Here is a 20,953-nt window from a genome sequence, read left to right as displayed (position 1 = left end):
ATCGATGCCCAAAGAATACAAAGACCTGGTTGTCGGCCTCGACATCGGCACCGCGAAGGTGATGGTGGTCGTGGCCGAGGTGCTGCCCGGCGGCGAGCTCAAGCTCGCGGGGCTCGGCATCGCGCCGAGCAATGGCCTCAAGCGCGGCGTGGTGGTGAACATCGACGCGACCGTGCAGAGCATCCAGCAGGCGCTCAAGGAAGCGGAGCTGATGGCCGACTGCAAGATCGGCCGCGTCTACACCGGCATCACCGGCAGCCACATCCGCGGCATCAACTCCAGCGGCATGGTGGCGGTGAAGGACAAGGAAGTGACGCCGGCCGACGTGGCGCGCGTGGTCGAGACCGCGCGTGCCATCAACATCTCGAGCGACCAGCGCCTGCTGCTGGTGGAGCCGCAGGAGTTTGTGATCGATGGCCAGGACGTGAAGGAGCCGATCGGCATGAGCGGCATGCGGCTCGAGGCCAAGGTGCACATCGTGACCGGCGCGCAGAGCGCGGCCGAGAACATCATCAAGTGCGTGCGCCGCTGCGGCCTCGAGGTCGACCAGCTGATGCTGAACCCGCTGGCCTCGAGCCAGGCGGTGCTGACCGAGGACGAGCGCGAGCTCGGCGTGGTGCTGGTGGACATCGGCGCCGGCACCACCGACGTCGCGATCTTCACCAACGGCGCGATCCGCCACACGGCGGTGATCCCGATCGCGGGCGACCTGATCACCAGCGACATCGCGATGGCGCTGCGCACGCCGACCAAGGACGCGGAGGACATCAAGGTCGAGAACGGCTTCGCCAAGCAGCTGCTGGCCGATCCCGACACGCAGGTCGAGGTGCCCGGCCTCGGCGACCGCGGTCCGCGCATGCTGAGCAAGCAGGCGCTGGCCGGCGTGATCGAGCCGCGCATCGAGGAGATCTTCTCGCTGGTGCAGCAGGTGGTGCGCGAGTCGGGCTACGAGGAAGTGCTGTCGTCCGGCGTGGTGCTCACCGGCGGCAGCGCCGTGATGCCCGGCATGGTCGAGCTCGGCGAGGACATCTTCCTCAAGCCCGTGCGCCGCGGCATCCCGAAGTATTCGAGCGCGCTCTCGGACATGGTCGCGCAGCCGCGCGCGGCCACCGTGATGGGCCTGCTCGAGGAGGCCCGCTTCGCACGCATGCGCGGCTTCAAGGTGGCACAGAAGAACGGCTCGGTAAAAACCGCGTTCGGACGTTTCAAGGACTTCATCGTGGGGAACTTCTGACCATGAGCCACTCCCCACTCTGGCTTGCGCGCGGCAGCCCACCCTTGCATTTCAACGAGCGATGGCGACGAACAGGTCCACCATCACGACGATGAATTCGTTCTCGTCGGGTACCCCAAAAAAGATTCATTCATAGACAACGGCAACTGCAAGATTCAAGGAGTAGAAGATGACCATCGAAATGATCGAAGTCGAAGAGTTCAACCAGGGCACGCAGATCAAGGTGATCGGTGTCGGCGGTGGCGGCGGCAACGCGGTCGCGCACATGATGGAACGCGGCGTGCAGGGCGTGCAGTTCGTCTGCGCGAACACCGACGCGCAGGCCCTGCAGCGCAGCAGCGCGCAGCGCAACATCCAGCTCGGCCTGAGCGGCCTGGGCGCGGGCAGCAAGCCCGAGAAGGGCCGTGAAGCTGCCGAAGCCGCCGTGGACGAGATCCGCGCGGCCATCGACGGCGCCCACATGCTGTTCATCACGGCCGGCATGGGCGGCGGCACCGGCACCGGCGCCGCGCCGGTGATCGCGCGCGTGGCCAAGGAAATGGGCATCCTCACCGTGGGCGTGGTGACCAAGCCCTTCGACTGGGAAGGCGGCCGCCGCATGACCAACGCCGAAGCCGGCCTGGCCGAGCTCGAGGCCAACGTCGACTCGCTGATCGTGGTGCTCAACGAGAAGCTGCTCGACGTGCTGGGCGAGGACATCACCCAGGAGGAAGCCTTCGCGCAGGCCAACGACGTGCTGAAGAACGCCGTGGGCGGGATCTCGGAAATCATCAACGAGTACGGCGGCGTGAACGTCGACTTCGAGGACGTGCGCACCGTGATGGGCGAGCCGGGCAAGGCGATGATGGGCACGGCCGTGTCCTCGGGTCCGGACCGCGCGCGCATCGCGGCCGAGCAGGCCGTGGCCTGCCCGCTGCTCGAAGGCATCGACCTCTCGGGCGCCAAGGGCGTGCTGGTGCTGGTGACCGCGTCGAAGAATTCGCTGAAGCTCAACGAGTCGAAGCTCGCGATGAACACCATCCGCGCCTACGCCTCGCCCGATGCGCACGTGATCTACGGTGCGGCCTACGACGACGCCCTTGGCGACGAGATGCGCGTGACCGTGGTCGCCACCGGCCTGTCGCGCGCCGACGCGCGCCGCCAGGCACCGACGCTCGAGGTGATCCGCACCGGCACCGACAACATCCCGTTCAACGTGCCCTCGATGGGCACCGGCCACGGCGGTGGCGGCCACCAGCCCAACTACGAAGGCATGGCCGTGCCCAGCGTGTGGCGCACCAACCGCACGATGGCGGCCGCGAAGGTCGACGCGCTGTCCTCGGGCGGCATGGACGACTTCGAGATCCCGGCCTTCCTGCGTCGCCAGGCCGATTGAGAACCGGACCAGGGCCCGTCGCGGGTATTTCGAAAGAGATGCCGCGCGGCGGGCCCGACCGGACGCAGAGGGTTTGAAGAACTCGCAAGAGGCGCAGGAGGAGGCCCAGATAAAGCCTTCCCGCCTGTATCAGGCGCGTTTTCTTCATCCCTTTGCGTCCATTTGCGAAGCGAGCCCGGCTATGCCGATCGAACGATGCCTATGGGTGTAATAGCCAGGGGATTGGCGCGCCACGCACGTCGCGCGCCTAAAATCGCAGGCGTGCTGCAACAACGAACCCTCAAGTCGATCAGCCGCGCCGTGGGCGTGGGGCTTCACAGCGGGCAGCGCGTGGAACTCACGCTGCGTCCCGCCCCGGCCGACACGGGCATCGTGTTCCGCCGCGTCGACCTGCCCGAACCCGCCGAGATCCGCATGACCGCCGAGGCGGTCACCGACACCCGGCTGGCCTCGACCGTCTCCACCGGCGGCGCCAAGGTCCAGACCGTCGAACACCTGATGTCGGCCTGCGCCGGCCTGGGCATCGACAACCTCTACATCGACATCACGGCCGACGAGGTACCGATCCTCGATGGCTCGGCCTCGTCCTTCGTGTTCCTGCTGCAGAGCGCGGGCATCGAGTTCCAGAAGGCGCCGCGGCGCTTCATCCGCGTGCTGCGCAAGGTCGAGGTGCGCGAGGGCGACGGCGCCAACGAGAAATGGGCCAGCCTGGAGCCGTACCACGGCTACAAGCTCAGCTTCGAGATCGACTTCGACCACCGCGTGGTCAATTCCACGGGCCAGCGCGTCGAGTTCGATCTGGGCAGCGATTCGTACAGCCGCGACATCGCGCGCGCGCGCACCTTCGGCTTCACGAAAGACGTCGAGTACATGCGCACCCGGGGCCTCGCGCTCGGCGGCGGCCTCGACAACGCCGTGGTGATGGACGACACCAAGGTGCTCAATGCCGGTGGCCTGCGCTACGACGACGAGTTCGTGAAGCACAAGATCCTCGACGCGATGGGCGACCTCTACATCATCGGCAAGCCGCTGCTCGCGGCCTACACCGCGTTCCGTTCGGGCCATGCGCTCAACAACAAGCTGCTGCGCGAACTGCTCGCGCACGACGACGCCTACGAGATCGTGACCTTCGCGGACGAGAAGCGCGCGCCGCGCGGCTTCAACGAAGTCGCTCGCGCCTGGTAGGCGACGCCGCGCCGATCCACGCATGCTCCTCTTTCGCTGGGCCCTGCTGTTCCTCCTGCTGATGGCCGGCGTTTCGTTCGCGTTCTACGCGGGCACCGGCCAACCCAAGTACCGGCGCTTCGGCTGGATCGTGCTCAAGTGGACCTTGCTCGCGGCCTGCGGCTTCTTCGCGGTGCTGATCGCCGAGCGCGTGGCCTGATCCGGACCGGCACCGCCGGTCTCCCTTCGCCGCGTGGATGGCGATCTACGCTCCTCCGTCCGGAGGAGATTTCGTTAAGAATTCCTTTTGTAATATCCGCCCCGAAAAAATTTGATCGGGGAGGGACGGATGACTCCATCGCAACAGGGTGGCGTCTGCGGCGTGGCCAAGCCGCAGGAAGAAGGGGTGGCGGGGCGGATCTTCGGACTGGACCTCTTGCGGGCACTGGCCATTGGCGGTGTGCTCGTCAGCCATCTGCAACTGGTGTTCTGGGGCGGCCGCTCGGCGCTGGCCGGTGTCCTGGGCACTCTGGGCGTCGAACTCTTCTTCGTGCTCAGCGGCTTCCTCATCGGCGGCCTGCTGCTGGACATCCTCGAGCAGGGCGCCGGCCCGCGGGCCCTGTGGACCTTTCTGGTGCGGCGCTGGATGCGCACGATCCCGCTGTACTACCTGTGGCTCGGCGTGCTGCTGCTGTGCGGGACCTGGGCCGGTGCCACGCGATGGCCCTGGTTCTTCCTGAGCTTCACGCAGAACCTGGCCTGGCCCATGACCAGCGCCTGGTTCGACGTCTCGTGGTCGCTGATGGTCGAGGAGTGGTTCTACCTGCTGTTCGCCAGCCTGCTGATCGCGCTGGCCGGCGTCATGCGCGTCTCGCGGGCCCTCGGGATCAGCTGCGCGCTCTTCATCGCGCTGCCCCTGCTGGCGCGCTGGATCGCCGACGACGCGGTCGCCGCCGACTGGGACGCACGGATTCGCAAGGTCGTGCTGCTGCGCCTCGACGCGATCGCCTATGGCGTGGCCATGGCCTGGTTGATGCGCAGCCGGCGCCGGGCCTGCGACGCGCTCGCGCAGCCGATGCTGGCGCTGGGCCTCGCACTGGTCGGGGCCTCGGTGCTGAGCAGCCTGGAGCCGGCCTCCTACCAGAGCGCGTCGTGGCGCGCGGGCTTCTTCAGCCTGACCTCGACGGGCTTCGCGCTGTGCTTTCCGGCCGTCGTGCGGATGCGGCAGCCGGGCCGGGGCATGGAGGCGCTGGTGCGCTGGGCCAGCCAGCGTTCGTACGGCATGTACGTCGTCCACCTGTCGGTGATGGAGTTCGCGCGCCGGCTGATGCTCGACGGCGTGCTGCAGCCGCGCGAGGGCGTGTTGCTGGCCTGCCTGGCCACCGCCGTGCTGGCCGAGTTGTCGTACCGGCTGGTGGAGGTGCCGCTGCTGGCCCGGCGTCCGCGGCAGCATGCGCGCGGCGAACGCGGCCATCGCAACCGCCGCGGCATGCGGGTCATCGCTTCCTGAGCGCGCCGGCGCCTCAGCGCGAGCGGCCCTGGCGGTAGCGTCCGGTCGTCGAGGTCGTCAGCGTGGCGGCCTCCGCCAGCCGCGCCAGCGAACGTCCGACCTGCGCATGCGTGATCGCGATGCCCAGCGCGTCGGCCGCGTCGCTGCCCGGCAGGCCCGGCAGGTCGAGCAGGCGCTTCACCATCTCCTGCACCTGCGCCTTGGCCGCCTGGCCATGGCCCGCCACCGCTTTCTTCATCTGCAGCGCGGTGTACTCGGCCACCGGCAGGTCGCTGGTGACCAGCGCGGTCACGCAGGCGCCGCGCGCCTGGCCCAGCAGCAGCGTGGACTGCGGATTGACGTTGACGAACACGATCTCGACCGCCGAGGCGTCTGGCCGGTAGCGCTCGGTGATCTCGGCGATGCCGTCGAACAGCACCTTGAGGCGCTGCGGCAGGCTGCCGCTGGTGACGCTGCGCGTGCTGATGGTGCCGCTGGCCACGTAGCGCAGCGCATGGCCGTCGACATCGACGATGCCGAAGCCGGTGGTGTTGAGACCGGGGTCGATGCCCAGGATGCGCATGTGTTCTCTAGGCCCCGAAGTACCAGCGCACGGAATGGAAGAAGATCGGCGCCGCGAAGCACAGCGCATCGACGCGATCGAGCAGGCCGTTGGCACCCGTGACGCCCACGCCCTTCTGGCCCCAGTTGGGAATGCCGCGGTCGCGCTTGAGTGCCTTCATCACGAGGTGGCCCATCGAACCGGCGATGCAGGCGATGACAGAGACCGCGAGCGCCTGGCCGAACTTGAAGGGCGTGATGAAGGAGAACAGGGCGCCCACCAGGCTGGCCACCGCGATGCCGATGCCCCAGCTGGTCCAGTTGAAGCTGCGGCTCACGTTGGGCGCGAAGGGCGCGCGCTGGCTGCGGCGCGAGATCAGGTGCTGCACCAGCACCGAGGTCTGGACCACGAAGACCAGGAAGAACACCAGGAAGGCGCTCTTGCCCTCGTAGCCCGGAAAGCTCAGCAGCAGCAGCGCGGGCACGTGGCTCATGCCGTAGACGCAGACCATGATCCCCCACTGCAGCTTGGCGTTGCGCTCGAGGAAGTGGCTCGGGTCGTCGGCCAGCGCGCTGGCCACCGGGATCGCGAGGAACACGTAGACCGGGATGAACACGGTGAACAGGTCGAAGCGCGCGGTGGCCACCAGCCAGAACTGCACCGGCAGCACGACGAAGAAGGCGAGGATCAGGCTGCGGTGGTCGCCGCGCCGCGTGGGCGAGAGGGTGATGAACTCGCGCAGCGCGAAGAAGGCGATCAGCGCGAACAGCACCGTGGCCACGGTCTCGCCGAGCGCCCAGCCGATCCAGAAGATCACGGCCATGAACCAGGTGGTGCCCAGCAGCTTGCGGAAGTGCGCGAGCTCGGCCTGCCAGGCGGCGTCGTGCACCGGGTTGCGCCGCTCCCTGAAGCTCAGGAAGAAGGCGGCGGTGCTCACGATCACGAGCACGCCGAAGACGATCAGGAACAGCGCCGCGACCTGCTGCGTGGGGCTGAGGCTGCGGAGAAATTGGTTCATTCAGACGTCGCGCAAGGCGATGACGGCGGCACGCGCGCGGTCGAGGAAAGGACGCCGCTCCTCGCCGGCCTCGACGCGGATCGGCGCGCCGAAGGTGACGGAACAGAGGATCGGGACCGGCACGATCTCGCCCTTGGGCATGACGCGCTGCACGTTGTCGATCCAGGCCGGCACCAGCACCACCTCGGGGAACTGGGTGGCGAGCGCGTAGAGGCCCGACTTGAACTTCTGCGGTTCGCCCGTGTGGCCGCGCGTGCCCTCGGGGAAGATGATGATCGAGTCGCCGCTGCGCAGCGCGTCGATCAGCGGGGCGAGCGGGTCGGCATCGCGGGCTGCCGGGGGCACGGGCGGCGCAGGTGGCACTGCGGGCGCTTCGGGTACGGAGACCGGTTGCGCGGGCAGGTCGAGTTCGCCCTGGATCTCCGTGCGGACCGGTGCCGTGTCGACGGGCGCGGAGCGCGGCAGCAGCGGCTCCATCGAAGGCTCGATGCGTTCGGCGGCGGCGGGTGCTTCGACAGGCTGCACGGGCGTCCCGGCCGCGACCGGCACGACGGGTGCGGGCGGCGAACCGGCGGCCGCCTGCCGCTCCACGTACACCGCGTTGAACACCTCGGTCGTGATCCAGCGCTTGACCGGCGTGTTGGCCCAGTAGTCGCGCGCCGCGATCGGCCGCGTGATGCTGCGCAGCTCCTCGGGCAGCGCGGCCCAGATCATCACCAGGTCGGCATGGCTCTGGTGGTTGGCGAAATAGATGCGCTGCTCGGCCTTCGGCGGGCAGCCGTACCAGCGCGCCTGGGCACCGGTGAGCAATCGCACCACGCCCAACAGCAACCATCCCACGAGCTTCGCCAACATGGAGGCGATGATACGGGGCATGCGATGGCGTCTTGCTCCTCTTTCCCTGGCCGGGGCCGCGGCCCTGTTCGTGCTGCTGGCACTGCTCGCGACCGTGGGCGCGCGCTGGGGCTGGGTGCGCAGCTTCCTCGGCGACGTGCTGGCCGTGGTCTGGGTCTACCTGGTGTTCAAGGCCTTCATCGAGGCGCGCGTGCTGCCGCTGGCGCTCGCTGCTTTCGGCGTGGGGCTGCTGGTGGAACTGGGCCAGTACCTGGCGGCCACGTGGCAGCTGCACATTCCCAACCGCGCGCTGCGCATCGTGCTCGGCAGCACGGCCGACTGGTGGGACGTGCTGGCCTATGCGATCGGCTTCGCCGCGGTGCTCGCGGGCGAGGCCCTGTTCAGGGCAGTTCGGCCGAAGGCATCCGCGCCACGATCGTCGATGCCCGTCCGTTGAGGTAGGGCGAGTTGGGCCGGCGCTCGTAGAACTTCGGGCTCGGCAGCATCACGGCGAGGCGCGCCGCTTCGTACGAACTCAGGCGCGCGGCCGGCTTCCTGAAGTAGTACTGCGCGGCCGCCTCGGCGCCGAACACGCCTTCGCCCCATTCGACGCTGTTGAGGTAGATCTCGAGGATGCGCCGCTTGTCGAGCAGCGTCTCGAGCAGTACGGCGAGCACCAGCTCCTGGCCCTTGCGCAGCATGGTGCGTTCGCCCGACAGCAGCAGGTTCTTCGCGAGCTGCTGCGTGATGGTGGAGCCGCCGCGCAACGGTGCCGCCTGCGCCGTCTTGCCGCGTGCCGCGGCGCGTGCCATGCGCTTGGCGGCCAGTTCCTCGGCGCGCGCATTGCGCTGGCGCGCGCGCTCGATGGCTTCCCATTCCACGCCGTCGTGGTCGATGAAGCTGGCGTCCTCGCTCGCGATCACCGCGCGCTTGAGGCTGTCGTTGATCTGCGCATAGGGCACCCACTCCTGGCGCCACGCGCCCTCGCTGCCCTTGTGGATGGCGATCTGCCAGGCCTCGGAGCGCTGGAAGGCGGTGCTCTGCGGATCGATGACCGCCATGGCCGCGATGCGCACGACGAAGAACAGCTCGAGCGCGAGGCCGGCCAGCAGCAGGCAGGCGATCCAGCGCAGCGCGGCCTTCATGCGGTGCTTCAGGCCGCGGCGAGCCGCGCACGCAGTTCGTCGAGCACCTGGGCCGAAGGCGGGCGCACGCCGCGCCAGATCTCGAAGGATTCGGCGGCCTGCTCGACCAGCATGCCGAGGCCGTCGCGCGCCACGGCGCCGTGGGCCCGCGCCCATTGCAGGAAGCCCGCGGCCGCGGGGCCGTACATCATGTCGACTGCCAGTGCGCCCTGGCGCAGCACCTGCGCGCCGACCGGCACCGCGTCGCCCGCGAGGCTGGAGGCGGTGGCATTGACCACGAGGTCGAAGTCGCCCGGCACCGCATCGAGCGCCCAGGCCTCGAGCGAGGCGCCGTGGGCCAGCGCGAGCGCCGCATGCCGGCGCACCAGCGACACCGCCTTGTCGACCGTGCGGTTGGCCACCACCACGCGCGCGGCGCCCGCGTCGAGCAGCGGCCCGAGCACGCCGGCCGCGGCGCCGCCGGCGCCGATCAGCAGCAGCGATTTGCCGGCCAGCGGCACGCGCGCATTGCGCTCGATGTCGTTGACCAGGCCGATGCCGTCGGTGTTGTCGGCATGGATGTCGCCATCGGCCGCGAAGCGCAAGGTGTTGACCGCGCCCGCCAGCGTGGCGCGCTCGCTGGTGTGCTGCGCGATGCTGGCGGCGTCGAACTTGAAGGGCACGGTGACGTTGCAGCCGAGCGCGCGGTCGCCGCGTTCGGCGGCCTCGCGCCGAAAGGCCGCGATGCCTTCGGCGAAGGCGCCGAGCGCGACCAGCCGGCGCTCGTAGGCGATCGGCTGGTTGCAGAGCTCGGCGAAGCGGGCGTGGATCCACGGCGAGCGGCTGTGCTCGACCGGGTTGCCCATCACGCAGTACAGATCCATGGCGCGGGTCTCCTGGCTTTTTTTTCTTCGGCGGGCCGTCGCGGCTACTGCGACGACAGCTCGATGGTCTCGTCGCGCGTGAAGCGGAAGCGCGACTGGATCACGATCTGGTCGGTCTGGCGGCGCATCGCGTCGGTGAACTTGCCGAAGCTGCCGATGCTGCGCACGATGGCCTGGGCGCGGCGGTCGAGCGTGGTGTTGCCCGAGCTCTCGTCGATCACGGTGTCGAGCAGGCTGCCGTCGTGGTTGATGGTGATCGTCATCTTGAGTTCGCCGTAGAGCTTCTTGCCGGCCGCGGTCGGGAAGTTCTCGGTGCCGCGCACCTCGATGCGCCGGCGCAGCGAATCGACGTACAGCGCATAGGCGGCTTCGCGCGTCGACGGGCTCAGGTAGCGCTTCTTGGGGCGCGCGTTCTCCTCGTTCACGCGGCGCTCGATCTCGGCCAGCAGCTCGACCATCTGGCGGCGTTTCTCCTCGCGCGCGGTGGCTTCCTTGGGGTCGCCGCTCACGCGCGGATCGGGCGGCGGCATGGCCGCGAGATCGCGCTTGAGCTGGGTCAGCAGCTGCATCTGCTGCTGCTGCATCAGGTCGACCTGGCGCTGCGCCTCCTCGGCGGAATCGCCGACCGCGCTGAAGGAGGAGGGCGGCAGCGGACTGGTGGCGCGGCCGCGCTCGAGGTCGCCGCCGCCGGCGAGCGAGGTCTGGGCCATCACACGGGCCTGGGGATCCGGCGCTTCGTTGGTCTTCGAGTTGACGAGGATCACTTCGAGCGGCGTTTCGGTGAACGCGCGGTTGAAGGCCTCGGGGTCGACGAAACGCACCGCCAGCAGCGCGGCATGCGCGATGACGGACACACCCAGCGCAATCTGCAGGGTGCTCAGATCCTTGAGGTTCATGCGGGCGCGTTCTCCACGGCCGCTCCCGCGTCGGGGGCGGCATCGCCATCGGCCAGGTCGACCGCGATCGCGATCGGGCCGGCGACCACCTCTTCCTCGTCCTCGGCGTCGTCCACCGCGCCGGCCGCGGGCGCATCGAGGCGCTCGAGCACGGTGCCGCTGACGTCGAGCGCGATCTCGTCGATCTCGCCGAGCTTCACGCGCAGGCGCGCGCCGCGCTCCTGCTGGCCGGCCACCGGGAACACCAGCGGCAGCGCGTCGGCCCGCACCAGCGCGCCGTTGGGCAGGTCCTTGATGACGGTGGCCTCGAGCTCGGTGATGCCCTGCTGCTCGAGGTACTTGAGGGTCCAGAAGCGTTCCATGCCGCCCTGGTAGCCGTTGTAGGCCGCATAGGCCGCGTCGAAGCCCGAGAGGATCGAGAACAGGTCGGCGTCCTTGGGCTTGAACGGCGCGGCCAGCGCGGCGGTCTTGCCGTGGCGCGCGGCCGCGATGATCTGCCACTGGTTCACCAGGTCGGTGTAGCGGCGCAGCGGCGAGGTGCTCCAGGCATAGCTCTTCACGCCCAGGCCCGCATGCGGCAGCGCGCGCGTGCCCATGCGCACCTTGATGCCGGGCGCGAGGCTGGCCTGGCTGCGGTAGAGCCCGGGCACGCCGAGCTCGCCGAGCCAGCCGCCCCAGCTGCTGTTGGCCAGGATCATGGCCTCGGACACGATCAGGTCGAGCGGCGCGCCGCGCTGGCGCGTCGTGATCTGCACCTGCTCGGCGCCCGTGGGTTCGGCGCCGTCGTTGCCGACGAGGCGGAAGTTGTAGTCGGGCCGGTTGAAGTTCTCGGGCTTGCCGCGCACGACCTCGCGCTGCGCCTTCAGCTGGCGCGCGAGGCGGTGCAGGAACGAGAGCTGGGGACGGAAGCGCGCGGCGGCGGCCGGCGTGTCCTCGTGCGTGATCGAGCTGTCCTCGAGCCAGGGCTGCGTCACCACGCTGTCGAGCTGGTCATGGCGCAGGTTGGCGGCGATCGGCACGCGCTCGAGCTTCGTCTCGGTCGACTGCAGTTCGAGCGTGGCTTCGTCGAAGCGCGCATAGAGCGACACGGCCGGGCGATCGGCGCCCTCGAGCAGCGTGTAGGTGTCGACCACCGCGTCGGGCAGCATCGTGATCTTGTAGCCCGGCATGTAGACCGTGGACATGCGCGCGCGCGCCACCTGGTCGATCGCGCTGCCGGGCGCGAGCGCGAGGCCCGGCGCGGCGATGTGGATACCGACCGTGACCGTGCCGCTGCCCAGGCCCTGCACCGAGAGCGCGTCGTCGATCTCGGTGGTCTGCGAGTCGTCGATGGAGAAGGCCTCGACGCCCTCGGCCAGCGGCAGTTCGTCGGCGATGGCGGGTGCCGTGAGCGCGGGGAAGCCCGTGCCCTTGGGGAAGTTCTCGAACAGGAAGCGGCGCCAGTGGAACTGGTAGGGCGAGTCGATCGCGCCCGCGCGTTCGAGCAGCTCGAGCGGCGCGCGCTGCGAGGCGCGCGAGGCTTCCACCACCGCCTTGTATTCGGGCGCGTTCTTGTCGGGCTTGAACAGGATGCGGTAGAGCTGCTCGCGCACCGGCGCGGGGCACACGCCCTCGGCGAGCTGGCCGGCCCATTCCACGATCTGCGCCTGGACCGCCTTCTTCTTCTCGATCGCGGCCAGCGCCTGCTGCACGATCTCGGCCGGCGCCTTCTTGAAGCGCCCCTTGCCCGCGCGGCGGAAGTAGTGCGGCGCCTCGAACAGCGCGAACAGCGCCGCGGCCTGCTGCGCCAGCGAGGGCTTGTCGCTGAAATAGTCGGCCGCCAGGTCGGCGAAGCCGAATTCGCCATCGGCCGCGAACTCCCAGGCCAGGTCGAGGTCCATGGCGGCCGCGAGCGCGCGCGCCTCGGCGATCAATTCGGCGGGCGAGGGCTTCTCGAACCGCAGCACGATGTTGGCGCCCTTGACCTTGACGCGCTTGCCGGTCTCGAGCTCGACCTGCGCCGAGGCTTCCGCCTCCGACAGCACGCGCCCGCCGAGGTATTTGCCGGCTTCTTCAAACAATACAAACATGGGCCGGATTCTCCCATGCAGGCGGGGCGGGCCTGTGGCGCCGCCGCCGCAGGCGCCGATCGGCGCGTCAGGGAACCGGGTTGATGAAGGCCATCACGTCGTCGAGGTGGCTCTTCTTGAAATCCGAGAGGGCGTGGTCGCCGCCCTCGATCAGCTTGACACGGCTGTCGGCATAGCGCGCCGACATCTCGTGCCAGTCGAGCACCTCGTCGCCCTTGGCGATGACCGCGAACACGCGCTCGGGGCGGGTCAGCGAGCCGACTTCCATGGCGCGCAGCTCGTGGATGTACTCGGGGCGGAAATAGAAATGCTCGGCCGGGTCGTGCCAGGCGCTCTGGTCGCCGATGTAGAGCGTGAGGTCGCGCGCCGGATGGACGGCCGGGTTCAGCAGCACGGCGCGGCAGCGCGTCATGCCCGCGACGTAGGTGGCGTAGAAGCCGCCGAGCGAGGAGCCCACCACCGCCATCGACTTGCGCGGCCAGTCGGCGATGCCCTTCATCACCATGTCGATCGCATCCTTGGGCGAGGGCGGCAATTGCGGGCACCACCAGTGCAGGTTCGGATGCCGCTGCGCCACCCGGTCCGCCACCGCGCGCGCCTTGGTGGAACGGGGCGAGGAACGGAAGCCGTGCAGGTACAGCAGATGGGTGGTTTGTGGTTCCATGCGGGGGGGCGACGGAAAGCGCGTCGATGGCGCGCTGCTTGCGAAGTCCAGGTAATTTTGCATGAGGTCCGTGCCCATCAGATGGCGTCGAGGCGACAAAAACCCCGCGATGCGGGCTTCCCGGAGCGGGAGGAGGTCCTCGATGCCTGCGTGGCGCGGCCGGGGCACAACGCGAAAGTATTCATCGCGTGTTCGCATGCCGTGCGCCTCGGGGGTCGACCAAATTCGAAGACGGTTCGAGTGTGTGGGCGAAGCGCGCGATGCACATCCCATGAAAGGGTGAGGCTTCGCGGACCTGCGACCGCGTGCGCAGGCTTATGCTTCGGCCCCATGACTAACGAGGACCCCCATGACGCTACGTCCCGCCGCTGGGGCGTGCTCGTGGTCGAGGACGACAGCCGCGCGCGCGCCTTCTTCGAGACCAGCGTGCAGCGCAGCCCGCAGCTGTTCTGGCTCGGCAGCGCCGGCACGGTGAACGAGGCGCTGGGCTGGCTCGCGCGCACCGCCACCATTCCCGACGTGCTGCTGGTCGACCTCGGCATGCCCGACGGCACCGGCCTCGACGTGATCCGCGACGCGGTCGCGCGCTTTCCGGGCTGCGAGCCGCTGGTGGTGTCGGTGTTCGGCGACGAGGAGAACGTGCTCGCGAGCATCGAGGCCGGCGCCGTCGGCTACATCCACAAGGACGCCGCGCCCGAGGACATCGCCCAGACCATCGTCGAGATGAAGGCCGGCGCCTCGCCGATCTCGCCCATGATCGCGCGCCGCGTGCTCGCCAAGTACCGCAGCCTGCAGTCGGCCAGCGTGCCGGGCACGGCCGAGCCGGAGGCCGCGCCCGATGCGGGCGAGCGCGCGCTGCTGTCGGCGCGCGAGCACGAGGTGCTGACCTTGATCGCGCGCGGCTTCTCGTACGCCGAGATCGCGCGCCTCAAGGGCCTGAGCGTGCACACGGTGCAGACCCACATCAAGAACCTCTACGGCAAGCTCGCGGTGCATTCCAAGAGCGAAGCCGTGTTCGAAGCCACGCGACTGGGGCTGCTGTCGCGCTCTGGCTGAGACGGGACATCCGTGCTCCGGACCCTGCGCGGGCGGCTGCCCGCGATGCCGATCGCGCCGTGGCTGCTGCTGCTCGTCCTGGCCCTCTGGAGCGGGTGGGCCGGATGGGCGCATGCCGCCGACGCGCCGATCGAGCTGCGCCGCGGCACGGTCACCACCGAGGTCGACGGCGTGCGGCGCAGCGAGCCGGTCGAGTTGTCCTACCACTGGGACCGGCAGCACCGTGGCCGCTCCGGCTTCGCGAGCTTCGACCTGCCCTTCGAGCTGGCGGCCGCGCCGAGCATGCCCTGGGGCATCTTCATTCCGCGCACCGGCAACGTGTTCGAGGTGGAGCTCAACGACGCGCTGCTGCAGGTCTACGGTGACCTCTCGCAGGGCAACGGTGCCGACTACGCCAAGGCGCCGATCTACGTGCCGGTGCCCAGCGAGCTGCTGAAGGCCGGCCGCAACCAGCTGCAGATCCGCATCCGCGCCGACAGCGCGCGCCGCGCCGGGCTGTCGCCCGTGTTCATCGGCCCGGCCGACCCGGTGCGCAACGGGCTGTTCGAGCCGGCCTACGCCTGGCGCTTCACCGCCTCGGTGCTGCTGACGGCCTTCAGCCTGATCGTCGGCGCCATCGCGCTGGCGCTGTGGGTCACGCAGGTCGATGCGACCACGGCCGGGCAGCCGCGCCGCGACGGCATCTACCTGTGGGCGGCGCTGGCCGAGTTCTGCTGGGCGATCCGGGTGGCCGACGGCGTGATCGCCGAGCCGCCGCTGCCGTGGGTGCCCTGGGGCGTGCTGATGGCGGCCTGCTACGCCGGCTGGGCCGCCTCGGCCATGATGTTCTGCTACCACCTGGCCGACTGGGGCCGCACGGCGCACACGCGCTGGCTGCGCTGGCCGCTGCTGGCCGTGGTGCTGGGCACCGTGGTCTCGACCACGCTCGCGCTGCAGCGCGAGGAGCCGATCTGGCTCACCGGCTGGCTCGCGATCGAGATCGTGGTGATCGCGGTCTTCGTCGGCGCCTTCGTCGGGTCCACGGCGCGGCGGCCCAGCGCCGAGCGGCTGCTGGTGGCGGCCGCGGCCCTGCTCACGCTGGCCTTCGGCGTGCGCGACTGGCTGGTGATCCGCCTGAGCGACGCCTATGGCGAAACCACCTGGGTGCGCTATTCGTCGGTGTTCTTCGGCATCGCGCTGCTGTTGATCGTGCTGCGGCGTTTCCGCGCGGCCAGCGTGGCGGCGCGCGGCGCGGTCCGCACCCTGGCCGAGCGGGTGGCGCAGCGCGAGCGCGAGCTGGCCTCGACCTATGCCGAGCTCGAGCGGGCGGCGCGCGACCAGGCGCGCACCCACGAGCGCGAGCGCATCCTGCGCGACATGCACGACGGCGTGGGCTCGCACATCAGCTCGGCCATCCGCCAGCTGCAGTCGGGCCAGACCAGTTCGGAGGAGCTGCTGCGCACGCTGCGCGACTCGATGGACCAGCTCAAGCTGTCGATCGACTCGATCCACCTGCCGCCGGGCGACGTCGGCGCGCTGCTGGCGGCGTTCCGCTATCGGCTCGAGCCGCGGCTGGCCACGGCCGAGATCGTGCTCGACTGGGCCGTGGACGAGGTGACGCCGGTGGCGCACCTCGACGCGCACGGCATGCGGCAGCTGCAGTTCCTGCTGTTCGAGGCGATCTCGAACGTGCTGCAGCATGCCCGGGCGCGGGTGCTGCGGCTGGAGGCGTGCATGGAGGGCACGGCGGTGGCGCTGCGCGTGATCGACGACGGGCGCGGCTTCGACGCCAGCCAGCCGCCGCGCTCGCTGGCCGAGCGCGCGGGGGCCATCGGGGCGCGGCTGGCGCTCGAAAGCCGACCGGGCCGCACGGTCGTTCAACTGGTCTTCGATTGAGCGGACGCAGCGGGCGCGGATAATCCGCGCCCATGTCCGCCGTGTTCAATCAGCCCTCCCTGGCGCGCCGGGTCGCGCCCATCTTCCAGGGCTTCGACGGCTTTCTGGCCTTCGCCGTGCTGCTGCTGGCCTTCGCGGGCCTGCTGACGATGTACTCCTCGGGCTACGACCACGGCACCCGCTTCTTCGACCATGGCCGCAACATGCTGCTGGCCGGCTTCATCATGTTCGTGGTGGCGCAGGTGCCGCCGCAGCGACTGATGCTGGCCGCCGTGCCGCTCTACGCGGCGGGGGTGGCGCTGCTGATCGCGGTGGCGCTGTTCGGCATCACCAAGAAGGGCGCCACGCGCTGGATCAACGTGGGCATGGTGATCCAGCCCAGCGAGATCCTGAAGATCGCCATGCCGCTGATGCTGGCCTGGTGGTTCCAGCGCCGCGAGGGGCAGCTGCGGCCGCTCGACTTCGTGGTGGCGACCGTGCTGCTCGCGGTGCCGGTCGGCCTGATCATGAAGCAGCCCGACCTCGGCACCTCGCTGCTGGTGCTGGCGGCCGGCCTGGCGGTGATCTTCTTCGCCGGGCTGCCCTGGAAGCTGATCGTGCCGCCGGTGCTGCTGGGCGCCGTGGCGATCACGCTGATCGTGAGCTTCGAATCGCAGCTGTGCACCGACGGCGTCGACTGGCGCGTGCTGCACGACTACCAGAAGCAGCGCGTGTGCACGCTGCTCGACCCGAGCAAGGACCCGCTGGGCAAGGGCTTCCACATCATCCAGGGGATGATCGCCATCGGCTCGGGCGGCGTCGGCGGCAAGGGCTTCATGCAGGGCACGCAGACGCACCTGGAGTTCATTCCCGAGCGCACCACCGACTTCATCTTCGCCGCCTATTCCGAGGAATTCGGCCTGGTGGGCAACCTGGCGCTGATCTCGGCCTTCATCCTGCTGATCTTCCGCGGGCTGGCGATCGCGCTCAATGCCCCCACGCTGTTCTCGCGCCTGCTGGCGGGCGCGGTGACCATGATCTTCTTCACCTACGCCTTCGTGAACATGGGCATGGTCAGCGGCATCCTGCCGGTGGTGGGGGTGCCGCTGCCCTTCATCAGCTATGGCGGCACGGCCATGGTCACGCTGGGGTTGGGGCTCGGGATCCTGATGTCGATCGCGCGCGCCCGGAAACTGGCGCAGAACTGAGCGCGGCCCGAGCATCCCGCCGCCCCCGCGGAATGGGGCGGCTGCCTAGAATGGCCCTTATGATCTCTCGCGAACCCACCATCGAGCGCCTCGCCACGGCGCAACAACTGCTGCTCACGCCGTTCGGCCTCGACGAATCGCACCTGAGCAAGGCCCTGGCCGAGATCACCGCGCACCGCGTGGACGACGCCGACCTGTACTTCCAGTACACCCGCAGCGAGGGCTGGAGCCTCGAGGAAGGCATCGTCAAGACCGGCAGCTTCAGCATCGACCAGGGCGTCGGCGTGCGCGCGGTCAGTGGCGAGAAGACGGCCTTCGCCTATTCCGACGACATCTCCGAGGCCTCGCTGCTCGACGCGGCGCGCACGGTGCGCTCGATCTCCTCGGCGGGCCGTACCGGCCGCGTGAAGACCGTGCCGCGCAAGATCGCCTCGAGCCGCTCGCTCTACGCCGGCCTCGATCCCATCGCCACGCTCGACAGCACCGCCAAGGTGAAGCTGCTCGAGAAGGTCGAGCAGCTGGCCCGTTCGCGCGACCCGCGCGTGTCGCAGGTCATGGCCGGCCTCGCGAGCGAGTACGACGTGGTGCTGGTGGCGCGCGCCGACGGCACGCTGGCGGCCGACGTGCGGCCGCTGGTGCGGCTGTCGGTCACGGTCATCGCCGAGCAGAACGGCCGCCGCGAGGTGGGTTCGGGCGGTGGCGGCGGACGCTTCGGCCTGGCCTATTTCGACGACGAGCAGATCGCCGAGTACGTCGACCATGCCGTCAAGTCGGCGCTGACCAACCTCGAGTCGCGCCCCGCGCCCGCGGGCGAGATGACCGTGGTGCTCGGCCCGGGCTGGCCCGGCATCCTGCTGCACGAGGCCATCGGCCACGGCCTCGAGGGCGACTTCAACCGCAAGGGCTCGAGCGCCTTCTCGGGCCGCATCGGCGAGCGCGTGGCCGCCAAGGGCGTGACCGTGCTGGACGACGGCACCATCGCCGACCGCCGCGGCTCGCTCAACGTCGACGACGAGGGCAACGCCAGCCAGCGCAACGTGCTGATCGAGGACGGCATCCTCAAGGGCTACATCCAGGACGCGCTCAATGCGCGCCTGATGAAGGTCAAGCCCACCGGCAACGGCCGCCGCGAGAGCTATGCCCACGTGCCGATGCCGCGCATGACCAACACCTACATGCTGGGCGGCGACAAGGTGCCCGAGGAGATCGTGGCGAGCATCAAGAAGGGCCTGTACGCCGTCAACTTCGGCGGCGGGCAGGTCGACATCACGAGCGGCAAGTTCGTGTTCTCGGCCAGCGAGGCCTACTGGGTCGAGAACGGCAAGATCCAGTACCCGGTCAAGGGCGCGACCATCGTGGGCAACGGTCCCGACGCGCTGACCCGCGTGAAGATGATCGGCAACGACATGGCGCTCGACTCGGGCGTGGGCACCTGCGGCAAGGAAGGCCAGAGCGTGCCGGTGGGCGTCGGCCAGCCCACCTTGCGCATCGACGGGCTGACTGTAGGCGGAACGGCTTAAGACTTTCGTCACTTGCGGAGCGTTTCCTCCCATTGCTAAGCTGCGCCCTTTTGCGAACGACGCATTCAAGGAGCATTTCAATGGGGAACAGGATCCACTCGCCCGCCGCCCTCTGGGCCATGACCGCCCTGGTCGCGCTGGCCAGCGCCGGCTGCGCATCGCGCGGCGGTTCGGGCAGCCAGAGCGAGGCCGCGCCCGCGGCGTCCGCCGCCCCGGCCGCCCCCGCGCGCAGCGGTTCCAGGGCCGGCATGGATGCCCAGGGCAACGTCGTCGATTCGTCCAAGGTCGAGGCCGGCAGCGGCCGCACCGTCAAGGGCCTCAACGGCTACGAGGGCGAGATCACCGGCAACCCGCCGCGCAACAGCAAGTTCGCCCGGCTGCAGATCGGCATGAGCGCGAAGCAGGTTACCGACCTCGCGGGCCAGCCCACCGACCAGGGCGCCTATGTGACCGGCAAGGCCTTCATCCCGTTCTATTTCGGCAGCGACCGCCATCGCTTCGAGATGACCTACAAGGGCCAGGGCCGCCTGATCTTCGCGGGCGGCGGCATGGGCGACTACTCGAGCGGCAACCTGATCTGGATCATCCATAACGCCAACGAGTCGGGCTACCGCTGAGCCCGCATCGAGGCGCCGGCCCGCCCGGCGCCAAAACAACGAACGCCCGGCCTCCAAGCCGGGTTTTGTTTTTCCGTGCTACATTCGCGCCCATGTCCGCCGCTCTCCGCGCCTATTTCTTTGCCTACTTTTGGTTCCCGGTTTCCGGCGGACGAGAGGCGAGCGCGTAAAGCAGACAGGCACCCCTCCCAGAACCGCCGGCGCAAGCAGCCCCGGCGGTTTTTTTATGCCCTGACGATATTCAATCCAACAAGGAACCCTCATGAGCACGAACACTGCCCCGGCCAGCGAGAGCTGGTATGCGAGCGTCGAAAAAACCAGCAAGACCGACGACGAACGCATCAAGGACATCAACGTGCTCCCCCCTCCCGAACATCTGATCCGCTTCTTTCCGATTCGCGGCACGCCGGTCGAAACGCTGATCACGGGCACGCGCCGCAACATCCACAACATCATGGGCGGCAAGGACGACCGGCTGCTGGTGGTGATGGGCCCCTGCTCGATCCACGACCCGGCCGCCGCGCTCGACTACGCGCGCCGCCTCAAGGTCGAGCGCGAGAAGTACGCCGACACGCTGGAGATCGTGATGCGCGTGTACTTCGAGAAGCCGCGCACCACGGTCGGCTGGAAGGGCCTGATCAACGACCCCTACCTCGACGAGAGCTACCGCATCGACGAAGGCCTGCGCATCGCGCGCCAGCTGCTGATCGACATCAACCGCCTGGGCCTGCCGGCGGGCAGCGAGTTCCTCGACGTGATCTCGCCGCAGTACATCGGCGACCTGATCGCATGGGGCGCGATCGGCGCGCGCACCACCGAGAGCCAGGTGCACCGCGAGCTGGCCTCGGGACTGTCGGCACCGATCGGCTTCAAGAACGGCACCGACGGCAACATCCGCATCGCCACCGACGCCATCCAGGCCGCGGCCCGCGGCCACCACTTCCTCTCGGTGCACAAGAACGGCCAGGTCGCGATCGTGCAGACCAACGGCAACCGCGACTGCCACGTGATCCTGCGCGGCGGCAAGGCACCCAACTACGACGCGGCCAGCGTCGAGGCGGCCTGCAAGGACCTCGAGGCGGCCAAGCTGCCGCCCACGCTGATGGTCGATTGCAGCCATGCCAACAGCTCCAAGCAGCACCAGAAGCAGATCGACGTCGCGAAGGACATCGCCGACCAGATCGCCGGCGGTTCGCGCCGCGTGTTCGGCGTGATGGTCGAGAGCCACCTGCAGGCCGGCGCCCAGAAGTTCACGCCCGGCAAGGACAAGATCGCGGGCCTCGAATACGGCAAGAGCATCACCGACGCCTGCCTGGGCTGGGACGATTCGACCCAGGTGCTCGAGACGCTGTCGCAGGCGGTCAAGCAGCGCCGCGGCTGATCGC

The 20,953-nt window shown here is 69.2% G+C and carries 20 protein-coding genes; 12 read left to right on the top strand and 8 right to left on the bottom strand.

Going from position 1 to position 20,953, the window contains the following annotated elements; translation table 11 throughout:
- Nucleotides 1-4 precede the first annotated feature (4 nt).
- The 5 genes from ftsA to AC07RV_RS22395 all read left to right on the top strand — a co-directional run bounded on the left by ftsA (nucleotide 5) and on the right by AC07RV_RS22395 (nucleotide 5,283).
- Nucleotides 5-1,234 (top strand): cell division protein FtsA, encoded by a 1,230-nt coding sequence (ftsA, locus tag AC07RV_RS22415; RefSeq protein ID WP_093353387.1) that lies wholly within the window; start codon nucleotides 5-7, stop codon nucleotides 1,232-1,234.
- Between the two features lie 169 nt (nucleotides 1,235-1,403).
- Nucleotides 1,404-2,609 carry a cell division protein FtsZ gene (ftsZ, locus tag AC07RV_RS22410; protein ID WP_093353389.1) on the top strand — a complete coding sequence of 402 codons (1,206 nt, stop codon included), beginning with the start codon at nucleotides 1,404-1,406 and terminating at the stop codon, nucleotides 2,607-2,609.
- A 261-nt stretch (nucleotides 2,610-2,870) separates the two neighbouring features.
- The gene (gene lpxC, locus AC07RV_RS22405; protein WP_093353392.1) at nucleotides 2,871-3,794 is read left to right on the top strand and encodes a UDP-3-O-acyl-N-acetylglucosamine deacetylase; all 924 of its coding nucleotides are present in this window, start codon (nucleotides 2,871-2,873) and stop codon (nucleotides 3,792-3,794) included.
- Nucleotides 3,795-3,816: 22 nt separating this feature from the next.
- A complete protein-coding gene (locus tag AC07RV_RS22400) occupies nucleotides 3,817-3,993 on the top strand; it encodes a hypothetical protein (protein ID WP_172705536.1) in 177 nt (58 codons plus the stop codon).
- A 129-nt stretch (nucleotides 3,994-4,122) separates the two neighbouring features.
- Nucleotides 4,123-5,283, top strand: a complete 1,161-nt coding sequence (locus AC07RV_RS22395) for an acyltransferase family protein (protein ID WP_296780830.1) — start codon at nucleotides 4,123-4,125, stop codon at nucleotides 5,281-5,283.
- 13 nt (nucleotides 5,284-5,296) lie between these two features.
- On the opposite strand, the gene ruvC is transcribed toward AC07RV_RS22395, so the two are convergent.
- Genes ruvC through AC07RV_RS22380 form a run of 3 tightly spaced genes read right to left on the bottom strand, consistent with a single transcriptional unit; the run spans nucleotide 5,297 to nucleotide 7,697 of the window.
- A complete protein-coding gene (gene ruvC / locus AC07RV_RS22390; RefSeq protein WP_093353397.1) occupies nucleotides 5,297-5,845 on the bottom strand; it encodes a crossover junction endodeoxyribonuclease RuvC in 549 nt (182 codons plus the stop codon).
- A gap of 7 nt (nucleotides 5,846-5,852) precedes the next feature.
- The gene (locus AC07RV_RS22385; protein WP_093353400.1) at nucleotides 5,853-6,842 is read right to left on the bottom strand and encodes a phosphatidate cytidylyltransferase; all 990 of its coding nucleotides are present in this window, start codon (nucleotides 6,840-6,842) and stop codon (nucleotides 5,853-5,855) included.
- Nucleotides 6,843-7,697 (bottom strand): lysophospholipid acyltransferase family protein, encoded by an 855-nt coding sequence (locus tag AC07RV_RS22380; protein WP_296780827.1) that lies wholly within the window; start codon nucleotides 7,695-7,697, stop codon nucleotides 6,843-6,845.
- Between the two features lie 7 nt (nucleotides 7,698-7,704).
- On the opposite strand from AC07RV_RS22380, the gene AC07RV_RS22375 reads away from it, so the two are divergent.
- Nucleotides 7,705-8,133, top strand: a complete 429-nt coding sequence (locus tag AC07RV_RS22375) for a ribosomal maturation YjgA family protein (protein WP_296781078.1) — start codon at nucleotides 7,705-7,707, stop codon at nucleotides 8,131-8,133.
- Here AC07RV_RS22375 and AC07RV_RS22370 read toward each other — a convergent pair.
- The 5 genes from AC07RV_RS22370 to AC07RV_RS22350 form a co-directional block, all read right to left on the bottom strand.
- Complete coding sequence (locus tag AC07RV_RS22370) at nucleotides 8,078-8,821, bottom strand: transglycosylase domain-containing protein (RefSeq protein ID WP_296780823.1); 744 nt, start codon at nucleotides 8,819-8,821, stop codon at nucleotides 8,078-8,080. The genes AC07RV_RS22375 and AC07RV_RS22370 overlap by 56 nt on opposite strands.
- A gap of 8 nt (nucleotides 8,822-8,829) precedes the next feature.
- The gene (gene aroE / locus AC07RV_RS22365) at nucleotides 8,830-9,684 is read right to left on the bottom strand and encodes a shikimate dehydrogenase (RefSeq protein WP_296780822.1); all 855 of its coding nucleotides are present in this window, start codon (nucleotides 9,682-9,684) and stop codon (nucleotides 8,830-8,832) included.
- A 44-nt stretch (nucleotides 9,685-9,728) separates the two neighbouring features.
- On the bottom strand, nucleotides 9,729-10,580 hold the full coding sequence (locus AC07RV_RS22360) for an energy transducer TonB (protein WP_093353410.1): 852 nt from the start codon (nucleotides 10,578-10,580) through the stop codon (nucleotides 9,729-9,731).
- Nucleotides 10,577-12,649 (bottom strand): ribonuclease catalytic domain-containing protein, encoded by a 2,073-nt coding sequence (locus AC07RV_RS22355; RefSeq protein ID WP_296780816.1) that lies wholly within the window; start codon nucleotides 12,647-12,649, stop codon nucleotides 10,577-10,579. The genes AC07RV_RS22360 and AC07RV_RS22355 overlap by 4 nt, the downstream gene beginning before the upstream one ends.
- 67 nt (nucleotides 12,650-12,716) lie before the next feature.
- Nucleotides 12,717-13,313, bottom strand: coding sequence for a YqiA/YcfP family alpha/beta fold hydrolase (locus tag AC07RV_RS22350; protein WP_057591165.1), 597 nt, complete (start codon nucleotides 13,311-13,313; stop codon nucleotides 12,717-12,719).
- A 330-nt stretch (nucleotides 13,314-13,643) separates the two neighbouring features.
- Between AC07RV_RS22350 and AC07RV_RS22345 the strand changes: the two genes are divergently transcribed.
- From AC07RV_RS22345 to AC07RV_RS22320, 6 genes are all read left to right on the top strand, one after another.
- A complete protein-coding gene (locus tag AC07RV_RS22345; protein ID WP_093353415.1) occupies nucleotides 13,644-14,369 on the top strand; it encodes a response regulator in 726 nt (241 codons plus the stop codon).
- Nucleotides 14,370-14,381: 12 nt separating this feature from the next.
- A complete protein-coding gene (locus AC07RV_RS22340; protein WP_296780810.1) occupies nucleotides 14,382-16,244 on the top strand; it encodes a sensor histidine kinase in 1,863 nt (620 codons plus the stop codon).
- Nucleotides 16,245-16,276: 32 nt separating this feature from the next.
- Nucleotides 16,277-17,431 carry a rod shape-determining protein RodA gene (gene rodA / locus AC07RV_RS22335; protein ID WP_296780807.1) on the top strand — a complete coding sequence of 385 codons (1,155 nt, stop codon included), beginning with the start codon at nucleotides 16,277-16,279 and terminating at the stop codon, nucleotides 17,429-17,431.
- Between the two features lie 59 nt (nucleotides 17,432-17,490).
- Nucleotides 17,491-18,951: a metalloprotease TldD gene (gene tldD, locus AC07RV_RS22330; RefSeq protein WP_093353419.1), complete on the top strand. Its 1,461-nt coding sequence runs from the start codon at nucleotides 17,491-17,493 to the stop codon at nucleotides 18,949-18,951.
- An 80-nt stretch (nucleotides 18,952-19,031) separates the two neighbouring features.
- Nucleotides 19,032-19,568 (top strand): hypothetical protein, encoded by a 537-nt coding sequence (locus tag AC07RV_RS22325; protein WP_296780803.1) that lies wholly within the window; start codon nucleotides 19,032-19,034, stop codon nucleotides 19,566-19,568.
- Between the two features lie 262 nt (nucleotides 19,569-19,830).
- A complete protein-coding gene (locus AC07RV_RS22320) occupies nucleotides 19,831-20,949 on the top strand; it encodes a 3-deoxy-7-phosphoheptulonate synthase (protein WP_093353424.1) in 1,119 nt (372 codons plus the stop codon).
- Nucleotides 20,950-20,953: the final 4 nt, after the last annotated feature.

This window comes from Variovorax sp. GW821-FHT09B01 (genome assembly GCF_059418345.1).
The sequence above is the reverse complement of the archived record's forward strand: the minus strand, read 5'-3'. Positions and strand labels throughout refer to the sequence as shown.